At 64.3% G+C, this 15,824-nt stretch carries 16 protein-coding genes; 10 read left to right on the top strand and 6 right to left on the bottom strand.

What is annotated here, in order from left to right; all coding sequences use genetic code 11:
• The 3 genes from V7116_RS21730 to V7116_RS21720 all read left to right on the top strand — a co-directional run.
• The coding region (locus tag V7116_RS21730) for a LysM peptidoglycan-binding domain-containing protein (protein WP_324394082.1) at positions 1–623 on the top strand (623 nt) is incomplete at its 5' end.
• Complete coding sequence (locus tag V7116_RS21725; protein WP_324394081.1) at positions 620–997, top strand: DUF192 domain-containing protein; 378 nt, start codon at positions 620–622, stop codon at positions 995–997. The genes V7116_RS21730 and V7116_RS21725, both read left to right, overlap by 4 nt.
• A gap of 203 nt (positions 998–1,200) precedes the next feature.
• Positions 1,201–2,409 (top strand): PQQ-dependent sugar dehydrogenase, encoded by a 1,209-nt coding sequence (locus V7116_RS21720; protein ID WP_324394080.1) that lies wholly within the window; start codon positions 1,201–1,203, stop codon positions 2,407–2,409.
• Positions 2,410–2,627: 218 nt separating this feature from the next.
• Here V7116_RS21720 and V7116_RS21715 read toward each other — a convergent pair whose 3' ends face one another.
• The 6 genes from V7116_RS21715 to V7116_RS21690 form a co-directional block, all read right to left on the bottom strand.
• Positions 2,628–4,064 carry a hypothetical protein gene (locus V7116_RS21715; protein ID WP_324394079.1) on the bottom strand — a complete coding sequence of 479 codons (1,437 nt, stop codon included), beginning with the start codon at positions 4,062–4,064 and terminating at the stop codon, positions 2,628–2,630.
• A 9-nt stretch (positions 4,065–4,073) separates the two neighbouring features.
• Positions 4,074–4,847, bottom strand: coding sequence for a fumarylacetoacetate hydrolase family protein (locus V7116_RS21710; protein WP_324394078.1), 774 nt, complete (start codon positions 4,845–4,847; stop codon positions 4,074–4,076).
• Between the two features lie 107 nt (positions 4,848–4,954).
• Complete coding sequence (locus V7116_RS21705) at positions 4,955–6,847, bottom strand: hypothetical protein (RefSeq protein ID WP_324394077.1); 1,893 nt, start codon at positions 6,845–6,847, stop codon at positions 4,955–4,957.
• 460 nt (positions 6,848–7,307) lie between these two features.
• The gene (locus V7116_RS21700) at positions 7,308–8,972 is read right to left on the bottom strand and encodes a rhodanese-like domain-containing protein (RefSeq protein WP_324394076.1); all 1,665 of its coding nucleotides are present in this window, start codon (positions 8,970–8,972) and stop codon (positions 7,308–7,310) included.
• A 73-nt stretch (positions 8,973–9,045) separates the two neighbouring features.
• On the bottom strand, positions 9,046–10,494 hold the full coding sequence (locus tag V7116_RS21695; protein WP_324394075.1) for a hypothetical protein: 1,449 nt from the start codon (positions 10,492–10,494) through the stop codon (positions 9,046–9,048).
• 9 nt (positions 10,495–10,503) lie between these two features.
• The gene (locus V7116_RS21690; RefSeq protein WP_324394074.1) at positions 10,504–10,818 is read right to left on the bottom strand and encodes a hypothetical protein; all 315 of its coding nucleotides are present in this window, start codon (positions 10,816–10,818) and stop codon (positions 10,504–10,506) included.
• Between the two features lie 198 nt (positions 10,819–11,016).
• Here V7116_RS21690 and V7116_RS21685 point away from each other — a divergent pair, with 198 nt between their 5' ends.
• The 7 genes from V7116_RS21685 to V7116_RS25920 all read left to right on the top strand — a co-directional run.
• Entirely contained in the window at positions 11,017–11,937 is a 921-nt protein-coding gene (locus V7116_RS21685; protein WP_324394073.1) for a LysR family transcriptional regulator, read from the top strand.
• 12 nt (positions 11,938–11,949) lie between these two features.
• Positions 11,950–12,996 carry a cytochrome c3 family protein gene (locus V7116_RS21680; protein ID WP_324394072.1) on the top strand — a complete coding sequence of 349 codons (1,047 nt, stop codon included), beginning with the start codon at positions 11,950–11,952 and terminating at the stop codon, positions 12,994–12,996.
• A 19-nt stretch (positions 12,997–13,015) separates the two neighbouring features.
• Positions 13,016–13,858: a 4Fe-4S dicluster domain-containing protein gene (locus V7116_RS21675; RefSeq protein WP_324394071.1), complete on the top strand. Its 843-nt coding sequence runs from the start codon at positions 13,016–13,018 to the stop codon at positions 13,856–13,858.
• A complete protein-coding gene (nrfD, locus tag V7116_RS21670) occupies positions 13,855–15,099 on the top strand; it encodes an NrfD/PsrC family molybdoenzyme membrane anchor subunit (protein ID WP_324394070.1) in 1,245 nt (414 codons plus the stop codon). The genes V7116_RS21675 and nrfD overlap by 4 nt, the downstream gene beginning before the upstream one ends.
• A 121-nt stretch (positions 15,100–15,220) precedes the next feature.
• Positions 15,221–15,436 (top strand): type II toxin-antitoxin system HicB family antitoxin, encoded by a 216-nt coding sequence (locus tag V7116_RS21665; protein ID WP_324394069.1) that lies wholly within the window; start codon positions 15,221–15,223, stop codon positions 15,434–15,436.
• Positions 15,433–15,654 carry a type II toxin-antitoxin system HicA family toxin gene (locus V7116_RS21660; protein ID WP_324394068.1) on the top strand — a complete coding sequence of 74 codons (222 nt, stop codon included), beginning with the start codon at positions 15,433–15,435 and terminating at the stop codon, positions 15,652–15,654. Before V7116_RS21665 ends, V7116_RS21660 begins: the two co-directional genes overlap by 4 nt.
• A gap of 26 nt (positions 15,655–15,680) precedes the next feature.
• On the top strand, positions 15,681–15,824 hold a 144-nt coding region (locus tag V7116_RS25920; RefSeq protein ID WP_442891861.1), incomplete at its 3' end, for a hypothetical protein.

Genomic DNA, 15,824 nt, shown 5'->3' with positions numbered 1-15,824 from the left:
CGCTGCCGACCTCGACCCCGGTGTCGTCGTCGGGCGGCTTCAGCAGCACGATCACCTACACCGTGCAGCGCGGGGACACCGTGTCGGCCCTGGCCACGCGATACGGCAGCACGGTCAACGCCATCGTGCAGGCGAATTCGCTGAACAGCGCTGCGCTGATTTACGTGGGCCAGACGCTGATCATCCCGGTTAACACCCAGACGCAGATTCCCCCGACCTTCACGCCCGCGCCGATTTACGGCCAGCCCGGCGCGCAGCCGACGGCGGTTGCCAGCGTGGGCGGCACGTATACGGTCGCTTACGGCGACACGCTGACGTCCATCGCCGCGCGCTACAACACCACGGCGGCGGTGCTGGCGCAGTTGAACAACATCACCAACCCGAACCTGATCTACGCCGGGCAGGTGCTCAACATTCCGGGCGCTGTGGTGGTCGTTCCGACGGTTCCGACCGTTCCAACCACCCCGGTCACCGGGCCGACCACGCATACGGTCCAGCCGGGCGAGAACCTGTTCCGCATCAGCCTGATGTACGGCGTGACGATGGATGCGCTCCAGCGGGCGAACGGCATCTATAACCCGAACCTGATCTTTACCGGCCAGGTGCTGACGATCCCGCGATGAGCCAACGACGCATTATTCGCAACGCCCGCACCAGCCAGATCGTGCTGGGGCGGGCTGTCTGGTGCGCTACGTTCTGGTGCCGCTTCAGGGGTCTGATGGGGCGGCGCAGTCTCGCGGAAAATGACGGCTTGCTGTTCGTCTTTCACGCCGAAAGCACGAGCGCCACGTCGATTCACATGTTCTTCGTGCCGTTCGCCATCGCCGCCGTGTGGATAGACGCGGGCGGGCGCGTGGTGGATGCCAAGCTGGCGAAGCCGTGGCGTCCGTATTACGCGCCGAAGCGCCCGGCCAAGTATCTGATCGAGGCGACGCCCAGCTTGCTCGATCGCGTGAAAATCGGCGATCAGCTTCAATGGAACGAGGCGGTGGAGTAGCGGTTAGCCGGTAGCGAATAGCGGTTAGCAGAGAGCAAAGAGCAAAGAGCAAGAGCAAATCGGGGTCCAGAATTTGAGCGGCGCACGCTTCGGGGTGCGCCGTTTTCATTCCGGGGGCGAGAGGCGAGTTGTCACCCCGTATAGGAGAACCTTAAGATCGCCGTATACCTATCGTTGGGGGGCAAGCCAAGGAGAACCTCTGCATGAAGAAGTCGATCATCCCTGTTTTACTCGTGATGGCCGTGGTGGCGCTGGCGGCGCTCGCCGCACCAGAGGCTGACCGCAGCGAAGCGTCGGACCTGCCGCAGCTTGCGGCCACTTCGCCTGCGCCGTTCCAACTGACCGAAGTTGCCAGCGGATTTACGCATGCCCTCTACATGACCGCAGCGGGTGACGGCACGGGCCGGATCTTTGTCGTGCAGCAGACCGGCGTAATCCAGGTGCTGAACTCGGATTACAGCACGGCGGGCACGTTCCTCGACGTGTCGGATCGCATCAGCCGCGAGGCGCTGACCGACAACTACACCGAGCGCGGCCTGCTGGGGCTGGCCTTCCCGTCCAACTATGCCGAGTCCGGCGTCTTTTACATCAACTACACGGACGTGAACGGCAATACCGTGCTGGCGCGCTATCACGTCTCCGACGATCCGAACGCCGCCGATCCCGCCAGCGAAGAAATCATCTTGCAGCAGGAACAGCCTTTTTCCAACCACAACGGCGGGAATCTGGCCTTTGGGCCGGACGGCTACCTGTACATGGCGCTCGGTGACGGCGGCAGCGGCGGCGATCCCGAGGGCAACGGGCAGAACCTGGGCACGCTGCTCGGCTCGATCATCCGCATCGACGTGACCAATCCGCCGGAGGGACAGGGCTACGGCATCCCGGCGGATAACCCGTTCGTGGGCGATTCGTCCGTGCGCGGCGAGATCTGGGCGTGGGGGCTGCGCAATCCGTGGCGCTTCAGCTTCGACCGCGCGACCGGGGATCTGTACATCGCGGACGTGGGACAGGATATTTACGAGGAAGTGAACTTCCAGCCCGCCGACAGCACGGGCGGCGAGAATTACGGTTGGAACGCGTACGAGGCGTCGCACCCGTATTCGGGCGCGGAGCCTGCCTCGGACGTGGTGATGCCGATCGCGGAATATGCGCACAGCGACGGCTCGTGCTCGGTGACGGGCGGCTACGTGTATCGCGGGACGACCGTGCCGGAGCTGGACGGCACCTACTTCTACGGCGACTGGTGCAACGGCGTGCTGTACTGGCTGACGCGTGACGCGGCGGGCGAGTGGCAGTACGGGCAGTCCCTGGCGAGCGGCCCGCAGATCGCGTCGTTTGGCGAGGACGAGGCGGGGAACCTGTACATCGTGGACTACAACGGCGCGCTTTACCGCTTCGATCCGGCGTCGTAGCGCGGAGAGCGGAGTAGGGCAGAACTGAAAGCGCCCCTGGCTGCGAGATGCGGTCAGGGGCGCTACTAATGGATGGTGACAAACCAGTTGCGCGCCTAGCACCTGTACGAACAGGTAAACGCACGCCCGATTTGCGCCCCGGCGGGTGGATCAGCGAGGATTTTGACGCGCCGCTGCCTGATGAATTTTGGCTTGGTGACGAATAGACCGCGGTCGAGTCACTTGCTCGAATACCGCGAAATGGCCTCCTGTACGTCCCACGTCGTGAACGCCTGATAGCTCCGCACCTCAAGCACCGAGCCGTCCTCGTTGAACGCCAGATCGGTCGGGTAGACGCCGATTAGCCCCACTAACTGACCCGTAGAAACGTCGAACAAGCCGGTCATTTGGGATGACCGCGTCGCATAAAGCGTGTGAGCGGGGTTGAACGCGAACGGAAAGTACTTGTCGATCAGGCGGGTTGGGGCGATGAAGGTGCACGGCGACGAATGTGGGAAAAGGAAAAGGATCTCATCGGTGCTGGCGTCCTGGATGATCTCGCCCTGCTCGTTGCAGGTTCTGACGTGCGGCTGCTCGATGCCCGGCATGAAGTCCAGAAATTCGATCGTCAAGGGCGCAGCGGTCAGTGAGTCCGGTTGGCCGGGCGGCAGCGCGCCAAGATCGACCGTGTCGGGCAGCCAGCCGACACAACTCGTGCCAAATCCGCACGAGGCAAGCTCACGCGTGATCCGCCCATCCAGGCTCATGACCGTGGTTTCATCGGGCGCGGAGCAGTCCGTGACGCAGCCGTTATAACCGAGGATGACCCAGTTTTCGGAGGGATGCCATTTACTGTAGATCGGCCTGGGATCGGTGGCTTCGCTGTTGCCCGGCAGGGAAATGGACTGCCCGGTTCCTGTGTCCAACAGTGTTTGGGTCGGCCACGAGCCGGTGTAATGCCCGCTTGGCGAGTCCAGATCCCCACGGGAGTCGGGGTAAACCATATCGGTGAATACGCGGTGGGCCTCTGCGCTGGTGATCGGCTCCTGAAGTACCGTGCCATCGAAGCGCAGGGTGATGCGCACCGGGAACTGGTCGTTCATGCCCAGCAGCAGATCGTCGTAGAAAACCACCTGCCCCTCGTCAAATGACCACTCCGGGCGGCTGCTGCGCGGCACTCCGGCGGGCAGGATCGTCGTCGAGGCGAGGATGTCATCGGCGTTCAAGTCGATGATCCAGAACGTTTCCGTATCACACTCGTCACGCCCGTCACGCGCGTCGCACGCGTCGATGTCGCCGGAGGCGAAAAGATAGTGGCCGTCAGGAGACCAGTCGAACATGTTGAGTCTATGGATGCGGCCCGTTATTTCGAGTGGGAGATTCGCAGCAGCGTCGAGGATGACGCCGTGACTCGTAAACCACCTGCCGTCGGGTGACCAGCCCATGCCGCCTGAACCGTAGCGATTAAAAAGCCCCTGCCCGATGATGCGGCTGTCGGAGCCGTCGGCGCGCTCGATCACGATGCCGTTCAGCACGTCGGAGTAGTAGTACAGATACGGCGCGGGATCGTCGTCCGGCGGTTGGGCGCGGACGGTGGGTGCGAGGGAAAAGCACAGAACGGCAAGCGCCAGCAGGCGAACGAGTGCTCGACCCTGCGATGAGGGCTTGCCGTTCATCGACGACTCCTACTCCCCGACCTTCACCCCATTCCGCAGCGTCCCGATGCCCTCGATCTCGACGCGCACAGTGTCGCCGTCGTGCAGTTCGCTGACGCCCGCAGGCGTGCCGGTCAGGATCACGTCGCCGGGCAGCAGCGTCATCACGCCGCTGATGAACTCGATCAGCGCGGGCACGTCGAAGACCATGCTCGACGTGCGGTCCTCCTGCACCATCCGGTCCCCGATCCAGCCGCGCACGAGCAGATCGGACGGGTCCAGGTCCGTGTTGATGATCGGGCCGAGCGGGCAGAACGTGTCGAAGCCCTTGGCGCGGCCCCACTGCCCGTCCTTCTTCTGGAAGACGCGCGCGCTGACGTCGTTGGCGCAGGTGTAGCCCAGCACGTAGTCGAGCGCGTCGTCGCGGCGGACCTTGTGCGCCGTCCGCCCGATGATCACGGCCAGCTCCGCTTCTTCGTCCACGCGCCCGATGCCCGCCGGAACCTGGATCGTCGCGCCGGGGCCGATGATGGCGGTCGAGGGCTTGAGGAACAGCATCGGCTCGTCGGGCACGTCGGCCTGATGCTCGGCGGCGTGCGCGGCGTAGTTGCGCCCCACCGCGATGATCTTGCTCGGCGTGGCGGGCGCGGCCAGCGGCGCGGCGTCCACAGGGAACAGCGCCTCGCCGGGGGACGGTTTGGCGGCCAGCGCCAGCGGATCGCCGCCCCACTCGTGGATCACGTTATCGATGACGAGGCCCCACAGCAGGCCGGTCGGGGTGGAATAGCGTGCAAACTGAGGCATGGTCGTCTCCTCAAGGAATCAGCGACAGAACTCTGCCGTGAGGATAGAACCAAAGCGGCGATCTATGCAAGATCGCCGCAGGTGAAAACCGCCGAAACGGAGGGAAATCAGTCGATGGCGGCGCGCCACGACAGGCCGGTGCTGCCCGCCGTATCCGGCAGGCGCACGACGAGGCGCGCGTCTTCGCCCGTGCTGCGCACGATCATCAGCGTGTCGCCGCGCACGAACGCGATGTATGCGCCGTCCGGCGACCAGACCGGCACGGTATCCGCCGCGCCGCTGGTGAGCGTGACGGTTTCGCCGCTGGCTGCGTCCACCGTGACGATGTTCGACGTGAACGGGGTGGCGCGGACCGCCGCCACAAGCTGCGTGCCGTCCGGCGACCAGTTGGCGCTCAGCACGCCGTCCAGATCCCCGATGCGCGCCGGGGCGCTGCCGTCGGGAGCGATGGTGAACAACTGGCTGCCGCCGCCCTGCTGCACGAGGTAGGCGATGCGATCCCCGGCGGGCGACCACACGGGCCGCGCGTAGGCGAGCGTGTCGCTGACCAGCAGCGGCGCGGTCGTGCCCGCGTCCAGATCGGTGATGTAGAGGCCCGCCGCGCCGTCGCGCACGCCCTCGAATACGATCTGCGTCCCATCTGGCGACCAGGACGGCGCGCGGTCGTCCGGCTGCGTGCCGGGTACGGCGTGCGCCCCACTGCCGTCGTCGTTTGCGATCCACAGGCCGGTCAGCTCGCCCGTGGATGGATCGACGCGCTGGAAAGCGATCTGTGTCTCGTCCGGCGACCATGCGGGATACAGCGCGCCTGCGATCAGGCCGCTGTGCTTGCCACACCACGCCTGCACGGCGGTTATGTCGCCGGGACCGCCCGCGAGCGGCTGGGCGTGCATGGCGATCAGTCCGACCGGATCGCCTTCGGGGATCTCGTCCACGCCGCACGGCGTCGCCGCTTCCGGCTCGACTTCCACGCCGAAGACGCGCACGGTGTTGTCCAGCCCGACCGTCACGATGCGCGTGCCATCCGGGTGCACGCTGAGGTACGTGATCTGGTCGCGGTGGGCGGTGAAGGTCGCCAGCCGGGTGATCGGCGCGGCGTCAGGCGCGGCGGCGGGCACTTCGTAGGTGAGTTCCTGCCCGGTGGCGGTGTCGATGAAGTGCAGCGTGCCATCGATGTTGCCCACGACGAAAAAGCTGCCGTCTGCGCTGAAGTCCACTGCGAAGGATGGGCCGCAGGTGGTCGCGTAGAGGATCGCGCCCGTTTGCAGGTCCATCATGTTGACGCAGCATTCGAAGGTGGAGGCCAGCAGCCGCGTGCCGTCCGGTGAGAGGCTCAGATCGGTGACGGTGCAGGACGTGTTGACGTCCACGCCGGGCTGATCGGTGATCGGCTGGCGGCGCAGCATGTCCTCGGCGGAGGGGTAGATCAGCGCGGCGTTGTCGGGCGTGAATTCGAGCGTCTCGACCGGCACTTCGGACGCATAACGCGCGATCTCGGCTCCGGTCGCGGCATCGAGCACCACGACGCCGTGCCCCTTGTCCAGCCCGGCGGCGATCTGCGCGCCGTCCGGCGAATAGGCGAGGCCGGTCACGTCCGCTTCGACCTCGACCTCGTAGGCGAGCGTCTGCGTGGTCATGTCGAGCAGCATCACGCGGGCCGGACTGCCCGCCGTGCCGACCGCCAGCCGCGCGCCGTCCGGCGAATAGGCCAGGCGGTACGCATTCACGCCCGGCAAAAGCTGCTGCGGACTGTCGAACGTGTCGCAGCGGCAGATCAGCACGCCGTCGAGCGTGCCCACCGCCAGTTGATCGCCTGCGGGCGACCACGCGGCGTTCCAGGCGTGCACGTCGTTCAAAATACGGAGCTGGTGGAGCAGGCCGACGTTTTCGGCGGTGATGGGTGGCAGCGGGGTGTCGTCGCCCTGCGCGATGACCGGAACCGCGGTCAGGCCGACGATCAGCAGTCCCGCGACGATCAGCAGCACGGCTTTCAAGCGCATCTTGCCCTTCCTGAGACACGTTATGCAGGCAGCGGATAAAGCAACCTCACCCCCGGTCCCTCTCCGATTCGATTGGAGAGGAGAGAAAAGCGGAAGCCCGGAGGGATCTGTAACGGCGCGTTTGATGCGATGTACCAATGAATCCGGTGAGCTGAAGGCAGAGCGGGTTACAAACCCACCCCTACATAAAGCCCGCTGTTATTAGTCGATCCCAACGGCCCATTTTCGCCGTTGTAGGGGCAGGTTTACAACCTGCCCTGGTTTTTCCCTTGCTTTTGCTTGCCTAGGGAAAGGGGCCATTACGCGGATGATCCGGATTTATTTATGAAATTAAAGAGCATCAAGCCGCCCTACAAACTCTATTTTACAGCGAGTCGATGGCCCGCAGCGTGCGTAACGGCTGCTAAAACAGGGCCCCAGCCAGCACGCCGGGGCCCTGACGAACCACGTTGGTTGACGGTCAGTCGGTGACGACCGGATATTCCTTCGCCGTCCAGGCGGGCAGACCGCCGGCCAGCGTCTTCACGTTTTCGTAGCCCATGAGCTGCATGGCGACCATCGCCATCGCGCCGCGATGGTTCTCGCCAGAGTAGACCACGATCGCCTGGGCCTTGTCCTGCGGCCACTGATCCTGCGAGGCCATCAGGTCGCGCAGCTCGATGATGATCGCGCCTTCGATCTTGCCCTGTTCCACCTCAGCGGCGGTGCGGACGTCGATCAGCACGGGGGCGTCTTCAACCAGCGCCACGTTCAGGTCGTCCGCGCTGATGGTGCCGTAGCCCGCGGGGATGGCCTTCACGTAGGCGTCGATGGCGGCGAACAGGTCCGCGTCGATTTCCGGCGCGGTCCCGGCAGCGGCCTCAACCGCGTCGGTGCTGGTGGGGATGCCCGCATCCGCACCGACCTTGAAACCGCCCAGCATGCTGCGAACGTCGCTGTAGCCGAGCAGGTCGAGCAGGAAGGTCGCCATCGCGGAACGATGGGCGCTGCCGCAGTACACCACGAACGAGGCATCCTGCGCGGGCAGCAGATCGAGGTGATCGGTCAGTTCGGTGAGCGGCACGTTGATCGCGCCCGCGAGGTGACCCTCGGCGTACTCATCGGCGGTGCGGACGTCCACCAGCGGCAGGTCGGGGTTCTCGCCCAGTTCGGTGGCGAGGTCCGCAGCGCGCACGGCGTTGAAGCTGGCAGGCATGGCGGCGATGGTGTCGGTGAGCACCTGCTCGATGCTAAATGCAGCGGCTTCGGCGCTTTCTTCCGCCGGGGCTGCGCCTTCGATGGGCAGGCCCGCCGACTGCCAGGCCTTGATGCCGCCGGACAGGTTCAGGACGTTGGTATAGCCCAGGGTGCGCAGCATGGTCGCGGCCATGTTGCCCCGGTGACCGCTGGCGCAGTAGATCACGATGTCGGCGGCCTTATCTTCGGGCAGGTCGTTCGCATAGCTCATCAGCTCGCCGAGCGGCATGTGCACCGCACCCGCGATGTAGCCCGTGGCCCACTCGTCCGGCGTGCGGACGTCGATCAGCATGTCCGGCGCGGCTTCGGTCAGCTTGACGTTGAGGTCTTCGGCCTTGATGCCGCCAAACCCTGCGGGCAGGTTGGACAGCTCGGCATCGACGGCGGCCAGCACGTCCGCGTCGATGTCAGGAGCCGTGCCTGCTTCGGCTTCGGTCGCTTCGGGGACGGTGGCATACCCGGCTTCGGTCCAGGCGCCCATGCCGCCGCTCATGCTGCGGACATCGGTATAGCCCAGGATTTGCAGCGAGGTCATGCCGATGGACGAGCGGAAGGCCGAGCCGCAGACGACCACGATCTTCGCGTCGAGGTCGGGCAGCAGGTCGAGGTTCTGGGCCAGGGTGCGGATCGGGACGTTGATCGCGCCCTCGATGTGGCCGCCGTCATACTCGTCCACCTCACGCACGTCCACGATGGTGAGGTCGGGGTTTTCCGCCAGTTCGACGACGAGATCGTCGGCGCTGACGTTGCCAAACCCGGCGGGCAGGTTGGCGTTGTATTCTTCCAGGCGGCTGACAACTGCATCAGCCTGCGCCAGCGCGGGCGCAAAGGGCAGTGCCAGCGGGAGCGCCAGCACCAGCGCCAAAAGCAAGGATACGAACTTACGCATGGGTTTTCTTCCTCCGCGATATGCTGTAAACAATCGTTCGAAACATTCTTCGATCATTGATCAAGGGGCGGCGCTAACCGCCCCAAAAATCCGCATCGGTGGCAGGCGGCGTGGCGACAGCCTCGCCCCCTGCCGGAGCGCTCTCGCTGCCCCAGAAACTCTCATCGCCAGACGGCGCGGCGGTGCTTTCGGCGTCGGGGGCGTCGCCCCAGAACGACTCATCACCCGCGGGCGTTTCCGCCGGAGCGTTGCTCTCGTCCGCGCCCCAGAATCCCGCGTCACCGGATTCCGTTTCGTCTTCGGTGGCGCTGCCGTCACTGCCCCAAAAGCCCGCATCGCCGGACGTCTCGCCGCCGCTGGCACCCTCGGCGGGCGTTTCCGCCGCCGGTTCCTGCGTCGCCAGATAGTCCTCGTAGCCTTCGGGGAAGGCGGGCGCAGCCTCGACGATCACGGGCAGGTTCGCTTCCAGCTCGGCGGGCGCGACCTTGTCCGGCGTCAGGAAGACGTCGTCGTTGCCGTGGCAGTTGGTGCAGGTCAGCGCCTGCTGGGTATCGAGCTGCGTGTTGTGCGGCGTGGCATAGGACCACGTCGGGCGGTTCAGGAAATTGTTCAGCAGGTCGTCGCCGTAGGCGCTGAACGAGTCGATATCGACCGGGACGTGGCGCACCGTGACGTACTTGTACGGGCGATCCGTGGTGCGGTCGGGGTTCTGGCCGATCAGGAAGGTCGTCCAGTGCTCCTCGACCGAGTAGTACGGCACGTCGTCTTCGGTGCGGTCCACGTGGCAGTTCGTGCAGTTGGTGTAGTCGGTGCTGTGGCAGACCTGGCACGACAGCAGATCCGTGCCGTGGACTTCATGCTCCGGGATGCCCGACCCCACACCGATCTGATCTTCGTGGCACGATTCGCACGTGGGCGACTGCGGCGCGTCGTAGCGGTGTGCTTCCTGGTCGAAGGGCGGCTGGCCGTGCATTTCCGCGTCGGTGTGGCAGTCTACGCAGGCCATACGCGCTTCGCGCAGGTGCACGTCGCCGGGGATGCCTTCGTTCAGGCCGTAGTACTCGTTTTTGACGCGGCTGCCGTGGCAGGCGGTGCAGGTCTGGCTCATGGGCGGCGTCTCGACGAAGACGTGCCCTTCCAGCAGACCGCCGCCGACCGAATCGGGCTGGCTGACGTGGCAGTCGCCGCAGGTCGCGTGACAGTTGTTGCAGTGGTAGGTTTCCATCTGCTCCAATGTCTCGTAGTTGGCGGGATCGCTGCGCTGGTGCAGGGCGGTGTCGTAACCCTCCAGCGTCATGTGCAGGCTTTCGGCGGCGTACGGCGCGATGTCCGGGTGGCAGCTTCCACAGCCCGCGACCGGATCGGCGGACGGATCTTCGAGCATGCCGGTGTGCGCCTCGTCCATGTTGTACGAGGTCGTGCCGCCATGACAGGCCGTGCAGCCGATATACGCGTGAACGTCGGAAACGGTATAAGTCTCGGCGTCGATGTAGACGCGCTCCCAGGCCTCCACCGGAGGCACAGAGCCACCTCAGCCAGGGCCTGAAGACAGGCTCTCCGGTTCTTCGTCCTCGACGGCCAGCTCGCGCAGCAGCTCTTCGTTGCTGTGGCAGTCCAGGCAGATGGCGTCGGTGGTGTTGGGCGTCGCCATCGCCAGCACGGTCGCTTCGGGCACGAGGGCGATCGGCGTGGCGGGCGGCCCTGCCTGGGTCTGGCGGATGCGCTCGTCGCGCGCGTCCTGATTCAGATCCGGGGCCGACGTATCGGGGGAGCAGCCAGACAGCGCCGCCAGAATCAGCAGCCCGCCAACCGTTCCCCAAAGCAAGGGTCTAAAAGACTTTTGCATTAAATGACTCCGCATCGGTGCGTGTGAGAATCCTCACTATCTCACAGTTTAATCGAAGTTTGTGATGGAAGGCACTAACATTTATCCGATTTTCTTATGATGTTTGGCTGTATCAATGTCGGTTGAAATTTGCTTTAATACAGTCGCACCGTCTTCACGCCTGATCGCAGGCGTGGTCAGGAGCGCGGCGACCGTACGATGTTAGAGCTGCACGAACTTCACGTTTTTCTGATCGCGGCTGAAACCGAGAACTTTTCGGAGGCGGGCCGGATCCTGCAAATTTCCCAGCCCGCAGTGAGCGCGCACATCCAAACCCTGGAGAACCGGCTGCATACCCAGTTGTTCGACCGTTCGGGACGCAACATCCACCTCAACGAAGTGGGCGAAGCGCTCGTGCCGATGGTGCGCAACCTGCTGCGCGAGGCGCAGCACCTGGAAGAAAGCATCACCGTCTACCAGGGGCAGTTGATCGGCCATCTGACGATCGGGTGCAGCACCGCCGCGGGCAAGTATGTGCTGCCCAAGATCATGGCGCGGTTTCGGGAATGCTATCCCAGCGTGAACATGACGTGTTACGTGGGCGCGCGGGAGCAGGCTCTGGAGCGGCTGTGCGCGGGAGAAGTGGATCTGGCGGTGACCAGCCTGCGCGTGCCGCGCAGCGGGATCGAATACCAGCACTTTTCCGACGATCTCCTGGTGCTCATCGCCCCGCCGGATCACGAGTGGGCGCACGGGGCCAGCGTGCAGCCCGAGGATCTGGTGAAGTACCAGCTCGTGCTGCGCGAGCCGGTTTCGGGCACGTGCATCACGCTCAACCGCGAGCTGGCCGTGTTCGATATGAGCGTGGAAATGCTCCAGCCGTGCCTGACGCTGTGGAATACCGAAGCGATCGTGCAGGCGGTGGTCGAGGGCGTCGGCCCGGCGTACGTCTCGCATACGGCGGCGGAATGGGCGCTGCGCGCGGGGCTGGTGATCGAAGTGCCGGTCGAGGGGCTGCGGCCCGTCCAGCGGCTCTATATGGCACGCAATACGGGGTTCCGGGCTACGGAAGCCCAGGCCGCGTTCTGGGACTTTACGTTTGCTCCCGAAAATGAACTTTTGCGCCAACACATTCTTTAAGGGGTTGTGAGCATGTCTGCCTCCCTGGTTCGTCAAGCGCTGCTGCGCGGTCTGATCATCTTATTCTTTGGACTGGCGGGCGCTGCGCTGGCAAGCACAGGCGCGTTTGCGCAGGGTGATACGCCCGAAGCAACCGCCCAACCGGAACCGGTCGAGCCTACGGGCGCGGCGACGGACGCCCTGCTGGACGGCACCGCCGAGGCGCAGATCCAGTCGTGCGCGGACTGTCACGTCGATGTGGTCAGCGCGTGGGAAGGCGGCGCGCATTCGCGTGCGTACGACGATCCGGTGTTCCAGACTGCATGGGGTGCGCAGGACAACGATCCGATGTGCCTGGAATGCCACACGACCGGCTTCGACGCGCGCACGGGCAGCTACGTGCACGAGGGCGTGACTTGCGAGGCGTGCCACGGCGAGACGCCCGCGAACCATCCCGACGAGCCGCTGATCGTGGAGCCGGGGCTGGAAGTGTGCGCCGGATGCCACACGACGACGTTTGCCGAGTGGAGAGCCAGCGCGCACGGCGAGCAGCAGCTTGCCTGCACCACCTGCCACAACCCGCACCCGCAAACCCTGCGGTTCGACTCGGCCAACGCGCTGTGTTTGAACTGCCACGACGAGGATGCGCGAGATGACTTTGCGCATTTGGCACATGTAGATCAAAATTGCACGGACTGTCACTGGTTCCGCCCGTCCGAAGAGGATCTGCTGGCGCACTATACCAGCGGCAACCTGTTCCCAACCGGACACACCGCTCATGTCGAAACGCAGGCGTGTGTCACCTGTCACGGCGAGCTGGTCGCAACTGAGGCCGCTCCCACGGACACCATCTCGACCGGCGTCACTTTATCGTCCGAGCATCCGCTTCTGGAAGCGCAGGTGCGCATTCAGGAGCTGGAAGCAGAAGTGAAGACGGCCCGTGCTCAGGGCGACAATAATGCCACGCTGCGGCTGGTCCAGGGGCTGATCCTGGGTCTCGCGGTCGGCGCAGTCGTCGTCGCCCTTGCTTCGCGCTTCCGCCATCGTCGCACATCAACCATTAATGACCGGGAAGAGTGATAAGCAGAGTAAACCATCCATGCTAGAGGAAAACGAGAAATTCCTGACCCGCCGCGAGTTTGTCACGGCCACGGCGACCCTGGGCGCCAGCGTGGCGGTTGCCCTCGCGCTGAGCGAGTTCCCGCCCCTGCGGGACCTGATCGACCAGGAAGTCGCCCTGGACGAAGTACCACAGTCTGTTGGAAGCGGCACGAACCTGAACGTGGTCGAAGAAGGCCACCACTGGGGAATGCTCATCGACCTGCGCAAATGCATCGGCTGCCAGTACTGCGTGTATGCCTGTCAGGCAACGAACGACGTCGCCGATGAAATGCGCTGGAACGTGTACCTGCCGGAGATTACGCCGAACGGTGACCCGTTCCACATGACCCGCCCGTGTTTGCACTGCGAAGACGCGCCGTGCGTGGCCGTGTGCCCGACCCGCGCGACCTTCAACCGTGAAGACGGGCTGGTGGTGATGGACTATGACCTGTGCATTGGCTGCCGCTACTGCCAGGTGGCCTGCCCGTACGACGTGCGCCGCTTCAACTGGTCGGAGCGCGACGGATCGAGCGGCTACCAGCCGGAGTGGGGCACTGCCGAAGTGGACCGCCGCCCGCGCGGCGTGATGGAGAAGTGCACGTTCTGCATTCAGCGCATCGACCGTGGTCTGGCGCAGGGCCTCGTGCCCGGCGAAGATCGCGCGGCGACCCCGGCGTGCGTCAACATCTGCCCGGTGCAGGCCCGCGTGTTTGGCGACCTGAACGACATCAACAGCCCGGTTTCGCAGAAGCTTCAGGAACTGCCGAACTTCCGTCTGCGTGAAGACCTCGGCACCGAGCCAAGCGTATACTACGTGCCGCCGGAGGGCCTCACCGTATGACAACCATGATGACAACCATCCGGCGTCAGGTCATCACCTACCCGCGCTACGCGGTCTGGGCGATGTTCATCGGCATCCTGCTGCTGATCGGGGCGATTTCAGGCATCAACGTGCTGATCAACGGTCTGGAAGTAACCAACTTGCTCGATCAGGTGCCGTGGGGCCTGTGGATCACGATCGACCTGTCCGCGATTGCGTTGGGCGCGGGCGCGTTCTCGCTCTCGACCATCGCGTATATCTTCCGCGTGAAGTCGTTCGAGCGCATCGCACGCATCGCGGTGTTCGTCGGCTTCGTGGGCTATACGTCCGCGATGCTGGCGCTGATCATGGACATCGGTCGCCCGGAGCGCTTCTGGCACCCGACCGTGTACTGGAACGTGCACTCGGTGCTGTGGGAAATCACGATGTGCGTGGTGTTCTACTCGATGGTGTTGATCTTCGAGCTGTCGCCCGCCATCCTTGAAATGGATCAGGTCAGCAAGCGCTTCACGCGTGCGCCGCAGCTCGCGCACCTGATGCACCGCTTCACGCCGTTCGTGTCGATCTTCGGTCTGGGGCTGTCGCTGCTGCACCAGTCGTCGCTGGGCGCGACGTACGGCGTGCTGGTCGCGCGCCCGCTGTGGTTCAAGCCGTCGCTGCCGGTGATGTTCATCCTGTCGGCGGTCGCGGCGGGGGCGACGATCACGCTGGCGATCACGGTGTTCTATGAGAACATGGTGCAGACGCGTAAGATCTCGCCCAAGCTGCGCGGCCAGATAGCGACCTTCGCCGGGCTGGTGACGCTGGCGTATCTTTATCTGAAGCTGTGGGACTTCCTGGCGACGTTCTACTACAGCCACCTCCCGGCGCGTGTGGAGGCCAACGAAATTCTGCACGCGACGACGCCGTATGGCACGACGTTCTGGTGGATCGAGGTGGTGCTGGGCGCGCTGGTCCCGTCGATTATCTTACTGTCGGGACGGCTGCGCAGCCAGGACTTGTGGATCTTCGTCGGGGGGCTGCTGGCGGTGATCGGCGTGATCGTCAACCGCTGGAACGTGACGCTGTCCGGGCTGGTCGTGCCAATGGACTGGTCGCCGGGCGTGGCCGAGCTGTTCCCGGTGCACCACTACTTCCCCAGCCTGACCGAAATGGGCGTGGGGCTGGGCGTGCTGGGCTACGCGCTGTTAATGCTGACGTTGGGGCTGCGCTTCCTGCCGCTGTTCCCGGATAAGCACGGGCACGGCGAGAGCGAGCACTAGGCGCACCTGTCGGGTTGAATCAGATGAAGCCGGGCCTTCCGCAGCTATGGAAGCGCCCGGCTTTTGTCTCTACTCACTGACAGGTTAGAATCAGTGTAGGAATGAGACAGGGAGGCTGTTAATGCGTCAAGTGGTGATCACACCCGCAGAAGAGGGTGGTTTTTGGGCGTCTGTGCCAAGCTTGCCCGGCTGTTTTAGCCAGGGTGAAACGCTCGAAGAAACGATCGAAAACATTAAGGAAGCGATCCAACTCTGCATCGACGTTTTGGTCGAAGACGGTCAGCCTGTTCCCGATGATAACCTCGATCGTGTGCTTGTTGTCGTCGAAGCCGCATGACCAAGCTCCCTCAAGTCTCAGGCCGGGAGTGTGTTAACGCATTGCAGCGCGTTGGGTATGTGGTGCGGCGGCAGACGGGCAGCCACATCGTCCTGACACGGCAAGATCCGTATGGGTTTGTGAGCGTGCCGAATCATAAGACGCTCAAAACCGGGACGCTGCGCGGGATCATCGGGCAGGCAGGACTCACCGTCGAAGAATTTATTGAACTCCTATAGCATGGTTCTCAGGCGACCGTAACATTATGCCCACCCTACGCGATCTGCCCAGCATTGACGCCCTGCTGCACGGCTCCGGCGAGCTGGAAGCATTGTACGGCCACGCACGCACGGTCGAGGCGCTGCGCGCAGCGGTAGACGAGGCGCGCGCGGCGGTGCGCGACGGCGCG

This window comes from Aggregatilinea sp. (genome assembly GCF_036822615.1).
Classification (GTDB): domain Bacteria; phylum Chloroflexota; class Anaerolineae; order Aggregatilineales; family Aggregatilineaceae; genus Aggregatilinea.
This window is presented reverse-complemented; position numbering and strand designations above follow the sequence as displayed.